This is a genomic window from Phaeobacter sp. S60, assembly GCF_000826845.1.
In the GTDB taxonomy this organism is placed as follows: Bacteria; Pseudomonadota; Alphaproteobacteria; order Rhodobacterales; family Rhodobacteraceae; genus Phaeobacter; species Phaeobacter piscinae.
This window is the reverse complement of record NZ_JSWJ01000002.1, coordinates 25,869-42,743: the sequence shown is the minus strand read 5'-3', so window position 1 is coordinate 42,743 and position 16,875 is coordinate 25,869. Positions and strand designations below refer to the sequence as shown.

The 16,875-nt window shown below is 57.0% G+C and carries 11 protein-coding genes and 1 tRNA gene; 9 read left to right on the top strand and 3 right to left on the bottom strand.

Features of this window, described 5'->3' with window-relative positions; all coding sequences use genetic code 11:
• The first annotated feature begins 111 nt into the window (after positions 1–111).
• The 7 genes from OO25_RS01065 to OO25_RS01035 all read left to right on the top strand — a co-directional run bounded on the left by OO25_RS01065 (position 112) and on the right by OO25_RS01035 (position 8,536).
• A complete protein-coding gene (locus tag OO25_RS01065) occupies positions 112–930 on the top strand; it encodes a DeoR/GlpR family DNA-binding transcription regulator (RefSeq protein ID WP_369808840.1) in 819 nt (272 codons plus the stop codon).
• A 98-nt stretch (positions 931–1,028) separates the two neighbouring features.
• Positions 1,029–2,705: a Na/Pi cotransporter family protein gene (locus OO25_RS01060; RefSeq protein WP_040178068.1), complete on the top strand. Its 1,677-nt coding sequence runs from the start codon at positions 1,029–1,031 to the stop codon at positions 2,703–2,705.
• A gap of 39 nt (positions 2,706–2,744) precedes the next feature.
• A complete protein-coding gene (locus OO25_RS01055) occupies positions 2,745–3,584 on the top strand; it encodes a DMT family transporter (RefSeq protein ID WP_040178067.1) in 840 nt (279 codons plus the stop codon).
• A 305-nt stretch (positions 3,585–3,889) separates the two neighbouring features.
• Positions 3,890–5,014, top strand: coding sequence for a PotD/PotF family extracellular solute-binding protein (locus tag OO25_RS01050; protein ID WP_040171592.1), 1,125 nt, complete (start codon positions 3,890–3,892; stop codon positions 5,012–5,014).
• Positions 5,015–5,167: 153 nt separating this feature from the next.
• Positions 5,168–6,280 (top strand): ABC transporter ATP-binding protein, encoded by a 1,113-nt coding sequence (locus tag OO25_RS01045; protein WP_040178066.1) that lies wholly within the window; start codon positions 5,168–5,170, stop codon positions 6,278–6,280.
• Positions 6,281–6,293: 13 nt separating this feature from the next.
• The gene (locus OO25_RS01040) at positions 6,294–7,214 is read left to right on the top strand and encodes an ABC transporter permease (protein WP_040178065.1); all 921 of its coding nucleotides are present in this window, start codon (positions 6,294–6,296) and stop codon (positions 7,212–7,214) included.
• Positions 7,211–8,536, top strand: a complete 1,326-nt coding sequence (locus tag OO25_RS01035) for an ABC transporter permease (protein WP_040178063.1) — start codon at positions 7,211–7,213, stop codon at positions 8,534–8,536. Before OO25_RS01040 ends, OO25_RS01035 begins: the two co-directional genes overlap by 4 nt.
• A 100-nt stretch (positions 8,537–8,636) precedes the next feature.
• On the opposite strand, the gene OO25_RS01030 is transcribed toward OO25_RS01035, so the two are convergent.
• Positions 8,637–12,086, bottom strand: coding sequence for a glycosyltransferase (locus tag OO25_RS01030; protein ID WP_242406958.1), 3,450 nt, complete (start codon positions 12,084–12,086; stop codon positions 8,637–8,639).
• Positions 12,087–12,886: 800 nt separating this feature from the next.
• Between OO25_RS01030 and OO25_RS01025 the strand changes: the two genes are divergently transcribed.
• Positions 12,887–14,770: a DUF3131 domain-containing protein gene (locus OO25_RS01025; protein ID WP_242406957.1), complete on the top strand. Its 1,884-nt coding sequence runs from the start codon at positions 12,887–12,889 to the stop codon at positions 14,768–14,770.
• A 7-nt stretch (positions 14,771–14,777) separates the two neighbouring features.
• Here the strand turns inward: OO25_RS01025 and OO25_RS01020 are convergent, their stop codons facing one another.
• Both OO25_RS01020 and OO25_RS01015 read right to left on the bottom strand, forming a co-directional pair.
• Entirely contained in the window at positions 14,778–15,398 is a 621-nt protein-coding gene (locus tag OO25_RS01020; RefSeq protein WP_040171582.1) for a hypothetical protein, read from the bottom strand.
• A 1,133-nt stretch (positions 15,399–16,531) separates the two neighbouring features.
• Positions 16,532–16,606, bottom strand: a tRNA-Thr gene (locus OO25_RS01015).
• A gap of 85 nt (positions 16,607–16,691) precedes the next feature.
• On the opposite strand from OO25_RS01015, the gene OO25_RS23165 reads away from it, so the two are divergent.
• On the top strand, positions 16,692–16,871 hold the full coding sequence (locus OO25_RS23165) for a hypothetical protein (protein ID WP_040178059.1): 180 nt from the start codon (positions 16,692–16,694) through the stop codon (positions 16,869–16,871).
• Positions 16,872–16,875 lie beyond the last annotated feature (4 nt).

Here is a 16,875-nt window from a genome sequence, read left to right as displayed (position 1 = left end):
AATGTGGGTTTTTGTGTTTTCCTGTTTGATTTTTTCGATTGAGCTGTGGTTCACTGCCCGGCAGATTCACCAGTCCTGTACAGAGGTTTCCGGGTGCCAGCAGACCAGAAAATGTCCCATCGCGAGCTTGAACTGCTAGAGGCCTTGCGCCGTCTGGGCGGTTCGGCGCGCAGTGGCGAACTGGCTAAGGTGCTGGGCGTTTCGGAAGAAACCGTGCGGCGCACGATCAAGGCACTGGCCAAGCAAGGGTTGGTACAGCGCGTCCATGGTGGCGCCTATTTGAGTGGGCCGGATACGGCGGATAGTTTTTATCGGCGGATCTCGAAATATACCGAAGAAAAGCAGAGTATCGCCGCCGGAGTTCTGCCGCAGATCACAGACGGGATGGCGATCTTTCTCGATGTGGGATCCACCACAGCGTTTGTCGCAAAGGAACTGCGTCGCCGCGCCAATCTGACAGTGGTGACCAATTCTATTGGCGTCGCGCAGACACTGGCCAATCACAACGGCAACAGAGTTCATTTCCTCGGCGGAGAAATCCAAAGCAATGAACGTGGCACGTTTGGCTATGTTGCCGAACAGCAAGTACGCGCATTTGCATTGGACCTGGCGGTGTTGTCGGCTGATGCGTTTTCTGCCAAACACGGCGCCCTCTACCACAGTGCGACAGAGGCCCAGCTTGCGGCGGTGGTTGCGCAGGCCGCCGAACGGACGCTGTTGTTACTGGCCCATCCGAAATTCGATGACATGGCGCCGCACCGGGGGCCGCAACCGGAGATGCTGGACCTGCTGATGACCGATGCCTTGCCGGGGCGAAAGTACCGCCGTGCGTTGGAGACCTGGGGAATCGGCCTTGAACTGGCGCCGACACGGGACGCTGACGCGGGGAACGAGCTGAAGGCAAAGAAACGGGCCCCCTCAATGGAGTGAGCCACGCGAACAGATGCGCAGACGGAGTTCCGTTGGGCGCCAAGATAAAGATCGGCAGCCGTTAGAGACTGCCCGACAGAAGGAAAAGACACGGATCTATGGCCATATTGAGCTTTCTTACCAGCCTCGCCGGTGCTGTCATGCTGCTGCTTTTTGCGGTGCGTATGGTGCGCACGGGCATTGAACGCAGCTATGGTGCCACGTTTCAGCGACTCCTGACTGAACAGCGCAGTCTTGTGCAGGCCAGCTTCGTGGGTATTGGCATGGCCATCGTTCTTCAAAGCTCAGCGGCGGTTGCGTTGCTGACGTCCGGGTTCGCGGCTGGGGGGCTGCTGTCCTTTGCCTCCGGGCTGGCAATTGTGCTGGGCGGGGATCTGGGCTCCGCGTTGATCATTCAGCTTCTGTCGTTCCGTCTGGACTGGTTGGTGCCGGTTCTGCTTGCGGTTGGGGGCTATCTCTTCGTCAAGGTCGAGGCGAAAAAAGCCCGCCAGATGGGGCGCATCCTGATGGGGATTGCGTTCATCTTGATTTCTTTGCGGTTCCTGCGTGAGGCGATGGACCCGATCCGGGAAAGCGCGTTTTTGCCCGCGATTGCAGAATACCTGGCGCGGGACTACATCACCGCGTTCCTTGTCGGGGCTGCACTCGCCTTTGTCATGCACTCCTCGGTGGCGGCTATTTTGATGTGCGTCACATTGGTGCAGATTGATGCGATCCCCTTTGCGGCTGGCCTGTCTTTGGTGTTGGGTGCGAATTTCGGCTCTGCGTTCATTCCGGTCTGGCTGAGCCGCGGGATGCCAGCGCCAGGGCGACGAATACCGCTGGCCAATCTGGGGCTGCGCGGGACTTGGGCTGTGCTGTGTCTGTTTGGTGTCAATATGGCGTTGCGAGCCGGTGTTCTGGGCGCGCCTGAGGGGGGGCAGACGCTGGTCTATGCGCATTTGCTGTTCAACACATCGCTGCTGATTTTGGCGCTGCCGTTTTGCGGTATGTTGCACGGGGTTCTGACAGGTCTGGTTCCGGACCCGGCAACGCCGCAGGATACCGCGCATGGGATGCCTGTTAGTGTGCTGAATACGGACGATTATCGGCAGCCCAATCAGGCGATCAGCAGTCTCAAGCGGGAGTTGTTGCGAATGTCGGATCTGGTCAGCGCCATGTTCCGACCCGTTCCAGACCTCTACCAGCATGGTGACCGCACTCAGATCAGGGCGGTGCAGGCGTTGGACCGGGAGGTGAACAATTGCCTGTCAGGTATCCGGAGTTATGTGGCGGGCATGCCGAGCGAGGGGTTCGGCAAGGAAAACGCCAAAGTGGCCCGCGACTTGGTGGAATATGCCATCCGGCTGGAGACGGCCGGGGATGTAGTGGACGAACGTCTCGCCACCCTTGCCACGTCAATGCACAAGAAGGGCGTGCGGTTTTCGAAAGAAGGCTGGGCAGAGATCACCCGTATGCATGAGGTCATTGTCGCCAATATGCAGCTGGCCTCCAACGTGCTGATCTCGGACGATCTGGAAAGCGCCCGTCTGCTGAGCCTTGAGAAGACCGAGGTGAAGCGCATGGAGCGTGACAGCCGCAAGCGCCATCTGCGCAGACTCCAGAGAGGGGCCGCGGAGAGTTTCGAGAGTTCTGATATCCATCTTGAGACCCTGCGCGCACTGCGGGAATTCAACAGCCATATCGCTGCGATCGCCTATCCGATTCTCTATCGGAACGGGCAGTTGCTGGAAACGCGCTTGATTCAAGACATGCCTGCCGAGGAAATGGACTGATGCCTCTCCGCAGCGACCTGCCAGATCTGAAAGCCTGACATGACTCCATTTGTGATCGCCATTATCCTGTCGGCTGCGTTGCTGCATGCGATCTGGAATGCCATCGTCAAAACCGCAACAGATCGGACCACGACATTGGGGTTGGTCGCGCTGGGTCATGTTCTTCCTGGGGCGATCATGGTGGTGTCGCTGCCATTGCCTGCGGTGGCGAGCCTGCCCTATATCGGCCTCTCGACCGTCGTGCATTTCGGGTATTTCTACATGCTGGGGCGTGCCTATCAGCATGGCGACCTGAGCGTGGTCTACCCGATCGCTCGCGGAATTGTGCCTGCATTGGTTTCGCTCTGGGCGATGATTTTCGTGGGGGAAATGTTGCCCTTACAGGCTTGGTTCGGGATTGCGCTTATTGCGGTGGGAATCCAACTCAGCAGTTGGAAAGCGCTGCGATCCGGTGTTGGGCGGGGTGCGCTATGGTACGCGCTGGGCACCGGGTTCTGCATTTCGGTATATTCGTTGGTTGATGGTGTCGGGGTGCGACTGTCACAGAATACCGTCAGCTACTGGGCTTGGGGTGCCTTTCTGCACATCTTTGTCGCGGTGTTTGTCATCCTGCGAAAGCGAGAGACCTTGCCGGGATTGCCGCTCAAAGTTTGGGCATTGGGAATCGCGGGCGGTCTGGTGTCGATGTGCGCGTATGGGTTGGTCTTGTTTGCGAAAAACTTCGCGCCGCTGGGCGCGGTCTCGGCCTTGCGCGAAACATCGGTCATCTTCGCCGCGCTGATTGGTTTCCTGATCCTGAAAGAGGGCAATTGGAAGCGCCGCCTCGGGGCGGCTGTCCTGATGGCGGTCGGGGTTGCGCTTATCGGCATGGCGGTTTGAGCAGTCCGGCGATTTTGTGAACGCTTCCACAGTGTTGCAGCGTTGACGTGAAGGGGCTTCGAGGCGCAGACTGATCGGTGTGAAACAATATGAGAGTCGGCATCATCATCGAAAAGCGGGTAACCGCTTTGGTCTGATCGTTGACGGTGGAGCGCTAAAACTGGCCCCATAAGTGTCTTTGCCCGACATCGTCTGGCCTTATCGAATTCTGAATCTGTCACTGTAGCAACAGGAGTGCGTTCCGCAGAGTTTCACCACCAAAAGCAAAAACAAACGACCAACAGTTCCATAGGGAGAAAAACAAGATGACTGCAAAGTCCAAAGTAACCCGCCGCTCCATTTTGAAAGGGGCAGGCGCGGCAGCGCTGGCAGCACCGCTCTATTCCAAGAGCGCCCTGGCATCCTCCGGTGAGATCAACATTCTGATGTGGTCCGATTACCTGCCGCCCGAGTTCATCGCCGGGTTTGAGGGCAAGACCGGGATCAAGGTGAATTACACCGGTATCGGGTCGAACGAAGAAATCATCAACAAGATGAAGGCAACGAAGGGTCAGGGGTTCGATATCGTTTCTCCGACCAACAACCGGTCCCTGCAGTGGGGGCCGCTGGAGCTGCTGAAGCCATTCGACCTCAATAAGGTCAATATGGATGCGGTGAACCCGGCAATGGCCAAGATCGGTACCGACGCTTGGAACTTCGACGATGATGGCGCGCATTGGTTGCCGCATATCTGGGGCACCGAGGGCATCGCCTACCGTACGGACAAATGGCTGCCTTCCGGGGATGCGCCGTCTTATGGCGATGTCTGGAGCGAAGAAAACGCAGGCAAAACCATGGGTCGCGCGCATTCGATGATGCTGGGCGCAGGTCTCTATATGGAAGCCTCCGGTGAAATGGAGCCGGGCTCAATCTGGGCGGCCTATGATGACGAAGAGACCATGCGCAAGGTCTGGGGCCAGGTCACTGATTGGTGCGTGGCGCGTAAAAACCGCATCAAGCTGATCTGGAACGACGCGGATTCGCAGAAGAATGGTCTGCTGAACGAAGGTGTCGTTGTTGGTCAGACTTGGGATGGACCGCCGCTGGCGCTGAAATCCGCAGGCGAACCTGTGCACTATCAGGCGCCGGTTGAAGGGGCGATGGCCTGGGTCGACGGGATGTCGATGCCGGTTGGTGCCAAGAACGAAGAGCAGGTCTATGCGTTCATCGATTATGCTTACGAGCAGGAACCTGCGGGCAAGGCCATCGACAGCCACGGCTACAACTCACCGGTGCTGAAGGCCGATGATTACTCCGGCGATGTCTACAAGAAAAACTTCGCGGAAGCCTATCCGGGCAACAGCCTGGCCAATCTGAACCCTTGGCCTGCTGAGGCCCCCTGGTATGCGGATGTGCGTACCGAATTCGTCAACAAGTTCAAAAGCGCCTGATTACATAATCGCGCGACCCTATCTGGCTCCCGTTTCATGCGGGGGCCAGCCACACGCCTGAGGGCGTAAATTCAACATATTATCAACCGGATGCTATCTGCATCGGCCGGGGGTTCGCCTCCGAACGGACGGTTGCACCGAGGGAGAGGCCACATGAGTGCTGGGGTAGGCGTAGATCTTGAGAAGCTCTGGATCCGCTTTGGAGATTTCGTTGCGGTGCGCGACGCGAATGTCAAAATCAATGGGGGCGATTTCTTTTCGTTCCTGGGCCCGTCTGGCTGTGGCAAGACGACCATCTTGCGCGCGGTGTCCGGGTTTCTGGAGCCAAGCGAAGGCAATGTTCTGATCGGTGGCAGCAATATGCGCGGGATTGGTCCGAACAAGCGTCCAACCGCCCTGATTTTCCAAAATCTTGCGTTGTTTCCGCTGATGAAAGTCTGGGAAAACATCACGTTTTCGATGGAGATCAGGGGGGCTTCGGCCAAGGAGCGTCGCAAGCGTGCAGATGAGCTGCTGGATATGATCGCGCTACCGGGGCAGGGCGACAAACTGCCTTCGGAGCTTTCCGGTGGCCAACGTCAGCGGGTCGCTATCGCGCGCGCGCTATGCGCCGAACCGGATGTTCTGTTGCTGGACGAACCGCTGTCAGCGCTGGATCTGAAACTGCGTCAGCACATGCGGACGGAGCTGCGCGAGATTCAGCAACGTGTCGGCATCACATTCATCTACATCACCCACGACCAGGGTGAGGCGCTGACCATGTCAGACAATATCGCCGTGATGCGCGCCGGGGTGATCGACCAGATCGGCAATGGCAAGGCGGTCTACAACGACCCCGCAACAGCCTTTGCCGCGTCTTTTGTGGGCGAAAACAACGTATTCCGGGGGAAGGTCAAGCGGGTGATGGGCAATGAGGCACTCATCGCGACCAACCGGTCGGGGGATCTGGTTGCACGAATTTCCTCTGCCAATCAGGGCAAGATGAAAGAGGGGGATGACGCGATGATGTTCATTCGCCCGGAGGCCTTTGCCCTGGCACCGCAGGGCGCCACTGGCGACCATGTGGTCAGCGCCAAGGTCAACCACGAGGAATTTGAGGGCAATGCCTTCAATATCTTCATGGAGGGCGACGGGGGCAAGGAGTTGAAGGTTTCAATCCCCAACCTTGGCCAATCCTTTGAAGATCACACAGGCCAGACAATCACCCTGGAATACGAGACGCAGAACGCTGTCATCGTACCCGCGGGTGAATTGGCCGCAGAATAAGGAGGCCCGGACCATGCCAAGATTCCTGAGGGAATTTTTCAATCGCAACGGCTATGGGCTGGGCTCTGTGATGTTGGGGCTCGTCCTGTTCTGGACGATTGGTCTTATCATCCTGCCACAGCTGTCGATGCTCGACTTTTCATTCCGGCCAAACCTGCCGCCGCCAGAAATCGGCGGGCCGAAAGATGTCTATACGCTGGAGAACTACAAATATCTGGTTTTTGGCCCCGAGGGCGGCGGTCAGGATTATAATGCGGTGGATCTGCGCGTGTTCTTTCGCACGCTGGTCGCGGCAGTCTGTGTAACACTGTTCAATCTGATCCTGTGCTATCCGATTGCCTATTATCTGGCGCAGACCAAGGGCAATCACATCCGCATCTTCGCGTTGATGCTGATCATTCCCTACTGGATCAACGAAATCCTGCGCGCCTTTGCGCTGCGTATCATCTTTGGCGAAAGCGGGGTCTTGAACACCGCACTGGTCGGGATGGGAGTGTTTGACACCCCGTTTGATTTCATCCGGAACGATATCGCGCTTTATGCAGGGCTTGGGTATGCCTACATCCTGCTGATGATTTTCCCGATCTACAATGTGATCGAGAGTCTGGACCGCAACCAGATTGAGGCTGCCCGTGATATGGGGGCTAGTTGGACCAAGATCCATCAGCGCGTTGTGATCCCCTATGCCAAGCCCGGTATCAGCTCGGGTTGCACTATGGTCTTCATGTTGTCGGCGGGCGCGTTGGCTGCGCCGCAGATCCTTGGCGGTCCGTCGTCCCTGTGGTTCACACAGCTGATCTATCAGCAGTTCAATGACAACAGCGACTGGCCACAGGGTGCTGCCTATGCAGTTGTTCTTCTGGTGACCTGTATCCTGTTGGTTCTGGCCGTCATGCGCCTGTTCAAGGTGAACATGGGAGATATCGGCAAATGAAAAACCTCTCCTTTCTGCGTCTGAGCGTCTGGTTCTATCTGGCGATTTTCTTCGCCTATCTGCTGGGGCCGCTGGTGATCATGTCGGTCACGGCGTTCAACTCACCTGGATTTCCGCAGGCGACGCCATGGGAATGTCTGACATTCGAATGGTTTTCTGCGCTGTTCCAGGATGAACGCATTCTGAACGGGATCAAGAATTCGATCCTGGTCGGGGCGGGTACCGTCGTGTTGTCGGTTGCGATGGGCCTAGCGGGGGCGCTGATGCTGACCCAGATCTGGCCAAAGTTGCGTGCCACCTATTACACGGTAATCATCGCGCCAATCCTGATCCCCGGTGTGGTGATTGGTATCTCAACACTGGTGTTCTGGGATCGCATCAATCGCATGGTCGGGCTGGGGGCAGATAGTTTCCTGTCGAACGGTCTGTTTCTGACCATCATTGGTCAGTCCACCTTTATTGCCAGCTACTGCATGCTGGTGCTGGTGGCCCGTCTGCAGCGCTATGATATCGCGCTGACTGAGGCAGCGCTTGATTTGGGGGCCACCCATGCGCAGGCGTTCCGCAAGGTGCTGCTGCCGTTCATGAAGCCTGCAATTGCATCAGCGGCAGTCCTGGCCTTTCTCGCCAGCTTCGAGAACTACAACACCACCACCTTCACCTTCGGAGAATATCCAACGCTCACCATCGAGCTGGCGCAGAAGGTGCGCTATGGCATCACACCGGCAATCTCTGCCCTGGCATTCATTATTGTTGTGCTGACAGTTTTTGCCGCGCTGTTCAACGAGGCGACAATTCGTCGACGGGAACTCGTGGCGGCTGCGCGTAAGGATGCGACGGTAGAAGAGCTTGAGAGCGGTCGTCTGCGGCTTCCGGGGTTTCTCAGTTCCAACTGGGCAGCTCTCGGGTTGGTTGGGGTTGCCTGTTTCACCATCGTGATTGTCGGCACTGCGACTGTTTATAGCCCGGCCCAATGTATCGCGGAGGTCAAAGAGCAGAAGCGCCTGGAAACCGAGTTGCGTATTCAGGAACTGCGCCAGCGTCGCGCCGATGAAGCGGCCCGCCGGGCTGCGGAAAAGGGCGAAAACGGTGCGTCGGATGCTGGTGGGGCAACAACATCTGAGCCCGCACCCAGCGGTGGGAACAACTCTGGCTTCGGCGGGGTCTTTGATCCCAACGCGCTCGGGGGCGGTGATGCTGCCACATCCGAGGGCGAAGACGAAAGCAGCGCTCCAGCGCCCGCGACAGGCGGCAGCTCCGCCTTCGGAGGGGCCTTCGATCCAAATGCGCTCTCCGGTAGTAGCACGTCAGACGACAACTGATACGTCGTCATTGCCAAAAACAAACCTGCCCAGGCCTCATGCTTGGGCAGGTTTTTCTATGTGCAATGCCTTGGCGACTCGCCGGAACAGCGGGCCTGGGTCAGCCGAGGCGCGCCCGGGCGGCAACCGTGGGTCGGACAGGCGCCTGAACAGACCCAAATCGGCGCAGCTTGTGCCAACCTGTCAGTCGCCCTGTTAGGATCCGCCACAGCGAACGGTAGACATTTATAATCAGAAGCTGGCGGTAAATGAATCTGTTCAGCAACAGCAACAACACCATGGACCGCGGCATGGTCGGCTCTGACCGCACAGCATAGTCGGCCATGATCATCTCCAGCAGCGGCAATGCCAGGAAGATAGAGAGCACGGCATAATCGCGAACCGTGAAGGCATCGAAAGTGGTTCCATCAAAACTGGAGACAAACCGCACCAGCATGAGCACCAGCAACAGGTCGATGATCGGGCCAAGCAGGGGCATGATCACCCCAAAGATCACAAGATCGGTGAGACCGACCAAGCCGACGGCGTGCCCCTTGCGGATGGTGCTGCGATGCTTCCAGGCGGATTGCAGAATACCAATGGACCAGCGCATCCGCTGTTTCATCAGGGTGCCAACAGAGGCTGGCGCTTCGGTGTAGGCATAGGCGCGCTCGGCCGCGCGGACCTCATAGCCCTGCTCCAGAAGCGATATCGTCAGATCGGTGTCCTCCGCCAAAGTCTGGCTGGAGTAATAGCCGCATTTGCGCACTGCTTCAGTGCGCCAGGCACCAAAGGCGCCGGGGACCACCATGATCGCATTGATCGTCTCATAGGCACGACGGTCAATGTTCTGAGCAACGGTGTATTCCAGCTTTTCCAGTTTGGTCAGCAGGTTGTTCGAATTGCCCACCATGATCTTGCCGGCGACAGCGCCGACCTTGGGGTTGCGCAGGGGCTGCATCAGACGGCGGATTGCATCCGGTGCGACGATGGTATCGGCGTCGATCGCGACGACATAATCCGTTGTCACATGAGAGAAGGCAAGATTGGCGGCCTTCCACTTGCCGCCATTGGGTTGGCGCAGGATCTGGACGTTTGGATTGTCTTTATAGGTCTTGCTCACCAACCCATGTGTGTCGTCGGTTGATCCGTCATCCACCACCAGCACCGACAGATTTGGGTAGTCTGATTGAAGCACACTGTAGATTGTCTTCAGAATGCTCTTCTCTTCGTTGTAAGCGGGGATCACAACCGTGACCGGGGCGGAGAAATCACCCGTACGATGACGCAGGTCGGCACGGTCGGCACGGCGGGACCGGATCGCCATTACAAACAAAACAAGTGCACGAATGACCCCGAGCAGCACCGCGAAGGGCACCAGGAAGGCCACCCATGTTGCGCTATTTCCAAAACCGGTGAAGGCAAGCGCCTCAAACGGTTCGAGACTGGCAGCCTGTCGGGTTTCATAGGGGCTGCCGACCCCTGCCATGGCTTGTTTCAGTGTCAGAAACTGATAGCCACGCGCCTTCAGCTCAGGGATCAGCAGGCGCAGTGCGCTGATCGTGTTGCTGCGGGCGCCGCCGCCGTCATGCAGCAGCAGAACCTGACCGCTGCCATCCAATGCGTCCAGCGTGTAGTCAACCAGTTGCTTGGGGCTGAGGCTGCGCCAATCGGGCGGCACGATATCGGCACCCAGAAGGTGATAGCGCTGGTCAATGATGGTCTTCAGCCGGCGCGCTAGATCGCCCTCAAGCGGTCCGGGACCGCGCATGTAGGGCGCGCGAAACACCACGGGTGTGCGGCCTGTCAACCAGGAGAAAATCCGAGACTGCAACGCCAGTTCCACCTGAACTCGCGCCGGAGAAGATCGGTCAAGCCGAGGGTGAGAAAAGGTGTGGAGGCCAAAATCAAACTCGGACCGAGCCAACGCATCAACGACGTTCTTTTGCTCGAACATCTGGTTACCCACCATGAAGAAGGTTGCGGGCACCTTGGCATCGCTGAGGATATTAAGGATATCCTGCGTGTGGTCCTGAGCGGGTCCATCATCGAATGTAAGAAGGATGGATTTGTCTGGAAGGGTACCGTAGCGGTTAGCAATGACTGGCAGCGGCAATGGATCAGTGACCGCATCGGTCACCATCAGGGTTTCGGGATCCCGTGTCACATGGCGACGTCCGAAGACCTCTTTTTGAGTGAAACGCAAAAAAGGCCCCACGCCGCGATATGAGACAAAGCTGTTCAGATCAATGTGGCGTAGCGTGTTAAAAGCACTGTCCGAAAGAATGTCTTCTTTGGCGAGCAGGGGCCAGATGGAGGGATCTTCCTGCCCCAAACCCCAAATGGCGACGCCGTCGATGCCAGCCTCCGCAATGCTCAGCAGCTGGCTGTAATGGCTGACGGCATCGAGATACCAGATCATGTTCCGCTCGCCGTGTGTATCCATGTAGGAAATCAATCCATGGCCTTTTTCAGGCGCGAAGCCTGCAAAGGCTCCGTATTGATCCGCCTGAGACATCGCATCTGCATAGCTGATGAATTCAGGTGCGGGCGCGCCAGTTGTCCAATGGACGCCGCCGGCCGCCATGCCGATCACCAGCTTGTCTTTGGGAATTGTACTGCGCGCGCGTTCCAGCACAGTCTGGAACCAGTCCAAAGGTGCGGGTGACTCTTCATATATTCCAAGCCGATAGCTGTTCTGAACCGCCGGTAAAATGACCCGGTCAGGTAAGGCGACCCCGTAGGAAAGGGCCTCAATCTGATCAGGAGCAATGACGGCGCAGGACTCAAGGTTTCTGGCCGAGAAATCATCCTGCACGCCATTCAATTGGGTCAGCGCCTCTCGTAGGTTCTGCACCTCCAACCTGCGCATATCGAAACACAGACCGGACCAACCGTGCCGAGTAGCGAGTTCAGCGGTCTTAGGCCAGTGTCGGCTACTGTCTTCCTCAAGCGCGCTGGCCTGAACATGCATCAACGGCTGGATGGGATGATCGCCAAACGGATTGGTTCGTACGACGTAAGGTGTACCAAATTCCTGATTGCCGGATTGCAGCCAGTCGATCCCTTCGTCACTGATGATCAACCACTCCGGAACAAACACATTGATTGTGTCGCAGGTCCGTTGAACGGAATTGGATACGTCTTCCAGATCGGCCGTCACAAAAGCATATAGTGTTGAGGGGTTATTACTGGCGCTGCGGGCCTTGGGAGGGGGCGTCTGGCAGCTGTTTCTTGTCGCCGTTGCAACGCTCGGATCATCGCTGTCCAGCTGATCATAACCACCATCACCTTCAAGACTGTCGTTTTGCGGCAGGAACCGGCGCCAGTCTGGGTCGATTGTATCTGCCGGTCGGTTGGACTGAAACAAGGGACGCGCGAGTTTGAATTCAGTGATGACGCTCTGCGTGACCGCGATGATCATTGCCGCGGCCAGTGCCAACCCCAGTGCAATAAACAAGGCAGCCAGGAACGGACGTGTTGCATTACCAGCTTTGAATATCTGTCTCTGGGCGTCGGTCGAGACGGTCATCTCGGCCGGTAGAATTTCGGTCGGAAATGTTTTGTGCACACGAGCTGCAGGCTCAGAAGGCATTGCTCTGCGTTTCCCTACCCTTGGTGCCGTCCGATTTTTGGTCGTCGTATGCATCGCTTGCCAACCCGTTCAAATAACGTGTTACTTTTCCATTCGTTCGTTTGGGGGGCAGGCGATTTTCGCCAGAGTCACTTTCGCGCGAACCATTTTGATTCCGCGTCCGCTAATTAAGTTTTTAACAAAGTCCTAATTATAATTCAAGATGGGCATCCTGTATCCTGCACGTTATGGTAAACACCGCCGGAACCAGAAAATTGGACAACGTAATGCCGTGGAAACGCCGCGATTTTCTGGGTTTGGCCACAAGTGGCCTGCTGAGCACGTCTTTGCCAGCCCTGGCACAGACTGACAGGGCTGAGGGGATACGTGCATTTTCCATTTTGCTGACGGGTGTACATCCGTCGCTGCCGGAGAATGCGCTTGGCTCTCTGATCTTTGCGTTTCTGTCACAGGGGGTCGCCCTATCCGTTGAGGTCGCATTCGAAGACTTTGCCAAGCACACACCGGATAGCACCCATCCTCTTCTGGCGATGCTGAGTGACACCGCCTCCCAAAATCGGACATTTGTCGAGATCGTTCCTGCATCGCGGAATCTGATGCGCAAGACGGGATATTTTAAGGCGCGGAGCCTTTGGGGGCTGCGCTCGCAAATCGATCAGCAGCTGCCCGGTGCCATGGCGGCCGCCGCTCAGCCAGCGCATTTTTCGACGGTGTCGACCAATGAGCTTGCGGGCGAGTTGCGGCAGGACGGTCTGCGGACCGGGGGGTGCACGACCGTGATCTATGATGCGGTCGAGGCGGCTGAACGCGAGGCGCTGCTTGGCCCTGCTGCCGTGTTGATGCTGCCATTGAAGGCGCGCCTGGATCTGAGGTCTGCGCAAGAGAGGATGACATCAAGGCTGTTTTCCCAGTTGGGGGATGGCACTGTTCTTGCCGTGGATGTTGCCGAGTTGCCGATCGATCCGGCTCGTGCCTATGAGGTTGGTCAGCGCATTGCCGCAAGCGTTAACCGTGCGCGGCTATCAGGATATCTTCTGTCTGTTTTGCCGCGCGAAATTTACAAACGGTGCTGTGCCTTCTTGCCGAACCACTCCAGGCACTATGTTATTTTGCCGGAGTTTCCGGGCGATGCGGAGGGACACAACGGGTTGCTGGATCAGGCGCGGACGCGGCTAGGCACCGACTGTGTGACCTTTGTGCGCGGTGGCGAACGCCGTGCTGACGGTACATTTTTGGTCGAAACCCGTGATGGAGCGGAGCATCGGCTTGGGGCTCCAGGGCTGGGACCTGATGGAGAGCCGATCGAAGGTCCGATTTTTCTTGCAGATGATGTCGCCCCACAACGAGGCGATGTGCGCCACCCGGATACGGTCTTTGTCCATAAGGTGCAAACGATCAGTCGGCTCTCTGCCAAAGTGCCAGCAGCAAACGGTATCTGCCTGAACTATCCCACAGGGATAGTTGATCCCGCACATGAGTTGCTGCTCGAAGCGCGAAGCACGCTACGTGAGAGCAGCCTGGCGCCGGAGTCACCTGTTTTCGATGCCGCTATGATGGCTGATGCCGAGCTTGCCTATAGCTATATTGAGCAGGCAGAAATGAATGCCACCGGATTGGCGTTGACAGTTAGAAAGCAGATCAACGGCAAGTCCTTCAACAACTCCGAAATCACAATGTGGGATGTCGGGAGCCTGATCCTCGGCTTGTTGGCAGCAGTGGAGTTGAAGCTGGCGCCAGCTGAGAGGATTTATCGCCGGATCAGAAAAATCATGGCATCGCTGCCGGTTATTCAGGATGCCGATGTGGCCTACCCGCCAACGTTGATCAATGTCCGGGATGCTTCAATTGAGAGGCGAGGGTTCGATGCTTGTGATTTCGCACGGCTTACCAGCGCAGTTACCCGGGCGGCGCAGCATGCCGCGCTTGCGGACGCTTGTGCGCAGCTGATGAGCAAGTGGCGGATTGCGGGTTTGATGCAGGGTGGTGTCCTTAACAATATCCTTAAGACACGTATCCAATCATCTTATCAGTCACATTGTGCGCACTATCAGACCCGGGTTTTGCCAGCTCTGGGCCAGTCGGACACCCGCTCTCCCTACCGGGAGGCGTTTGTTGGTGAAACCGTTGCCGACAGAACGGTTAGCCTGCTCTATGCAGTCGACCAAATTGGCATCTTGCCAACTGAGCCGCTGTTGCTCGAATACGTGGAGCTGGGGCCATCTGCGGAATGCGCCGTTCTAACGGATGTCTTTCTGGGTGCGATGAAGCACCACTTTGACCAGACCGGGCAGCTGCTCGCGCCATCTGAGACGCCAATCGACACGTCACCCTGGTTTGTCTACCAAGGCTTCGATTTGGGTCATGAAACGCGTTGGAACGTCAGCTATCGTAAGGGGCGCGAGGTTGTGTTTGAGCCGGTAGCCAGCAGCCCCTATGGAATTTTCTCGACCAAGGCAGCTTATCTTTGGTACGCGGTAAGACCCTGTAGGCACACCCGTAAAATGCTGGATATGGCACGAGAGCAAGCCCGGATTGATGGTTTTGGCATGAGCAGTGGATTGTTCCTTGATGGATATACCCAAATGAAAAACCATGCCGACCTTAACACAAATGGGATCGTCTTGCAGGCGCTGGCGCATCTGAAGCGCCGCACCCGCTAGAGCAGTGTCAGCTCACCGGGCCAAAAACCTGACATCCGCTGGCTGAAATCTCACCACGTGCCACCGGATAACCGCGTCGGGGGTTGAGGCGGATCGGCTGCATCCCGGTCAACCGGTTCATGCATCTTTCTGTATCACGTACGGAATTGCGCTTACCCCCGATATAGATATCAAGCCACGGGCGACCATTCTTGCCGGTATGGCAAGGGCCATTTTGGGGTTGGTGACCGTCACCGCAGACGTCTTCCACGATGGCGTATTTGCGCAGGCGTTCTATGTAGAATCGCGTGCCTGCCGGAAAATCCAACGTCTGGCGTCCCCGTCGGATGGCATGACCCACGGCGATGGTGACTGGGTCATTATATGTCCCGGTTCCCCCGGCCTGACGCCGCAGGACCGGGCGCGCGATGGCAGCACTGCCAGGGGGAGTGTTATCCCAATAACTATAACCCGTCAGATAGCCCTCGAATCTGACTTCGGTACCACGGCGGACAAACTGGTCCAGTTGGCTCTTGATATTGTTATTGATGCTTTGAGCGGGCAGCATACCGGCGCAAACGCTCATCACGGTCAGAGCAGCAGCGACTACGGCGGTTTTTCTGAAAATGGAGTTCCACATCGTCGACATGACATGTTCCTTATCGAGGGCAGCCTCGGGTTCTCGCGGCTGCCCGGATGAGGCTGCTCGCTAGTGTCTCTTGTGATCGCCAGACGTACCGACTGGTTGTCGGCACGCATTGGTGGCGATCGGGTTTGGTTGTGCCCTGTCAGCGGGAATGTGCGTCTTTTGGTGGTTTGCGGACCGAACCTGCAGAATCTCGATCGCGAGGCGTTGATCTGCCCCTTGTGGTGGGGCGGGTCTTCAGCGCCTTACGACTGAAGCAATGCGAATACATCAACTGCTGCATCGCGCTCAAAGGGAGCCCACTGGAATTGGCGGGATCTTTCCAATGGATAAGCGGATTTCAGGCGGAGCAGCTTCAGGAGGCCACTTGATCTTTTTGTCGCTCGGCAATCACGCTGAAACACCATCGTCGTTTCCAGCATGATTTGAACCGAGAGAACCTCGGCGATCTGACCAGTTCCGCCGCGTCGCCGGAGCCGCAAATCTTCGACAGCCAGACGCTTTTGTCCGTGTCAAAATTAGTGAGTGGCCAGAGCCATCGAGTATGTGCCTGTATGATCTGCCGTGTGGCATAGTGCTTGGAAAACCGTTGCAGCGGCCCCCATTTTTTTGCGTGACTCGAATGACCTAGTTTCTCAGTTTGGCGTTTGGTACCGAGCGAAACTGTCAATATCCGCAGTCTCGGCGCAGGCGGCCAATGTTGTTTTGCATCTGTCATTCAACCCTCCTGCACCAATGACTATTGCGGCCGCTTACCCGCCCCGAGCTTGCAATGGGGTGAGCCTTCAGGGGCAGACTGGAGGTTGAAAATTAAAATCCGCCTTAACCGATGCGATTCGCGCGCTAGAAACTGCAGACAAATTGATTCAATGGCGGTTAACCGCTGACAGTCGTGAGTAAGCTGTGACGTTGTTTCTGAGTGAACAACAGTCTGCCCGAATCAAGTGCCGCTGCAGCGTCAGTTCGATTCGGATCTATGCGTGAGAGGTTGGTTTCGCTTTGCCCCGAGGGGCTCAACTGCGCCTCATGTGCAAGGTCGAAAACGCCGGGCGCAAGTAGATGACCACGCATGGCAACCAGTACTCAGAATAGATGCGTCATCTTCTAAGTGTCTGAAATATCTTTGGTTGGGAGACTGGTGCTGCTGGAGAGAATTGAACTCTCGACCTCTCCCTTACCAAGGGAGTGCTCTACCTCTGAGCTACAGCAGCGCCGGTGAGGGGGCTTTTAGGCATAAACGAACTGGGGCGCAAGAGCATTCTGGACGGTTTTTTCACACTCCGGTACAGAAGATCTATGGCAGAGAAGAAAACAGCAAAACATGGCGGGTCAGCGTCAACGCGTGAAGATCGGTTGAAGGCCGCATTGAAGGCGAATATGGGCCGTCGCAAGGCCCAGGCAAAGGCGCGTGCGGTCAAAGATGACGGAAGCGGCGGTCCGGCAGACGACCCCACAACAGGCAGTTCTAAGGAGTAAGGGC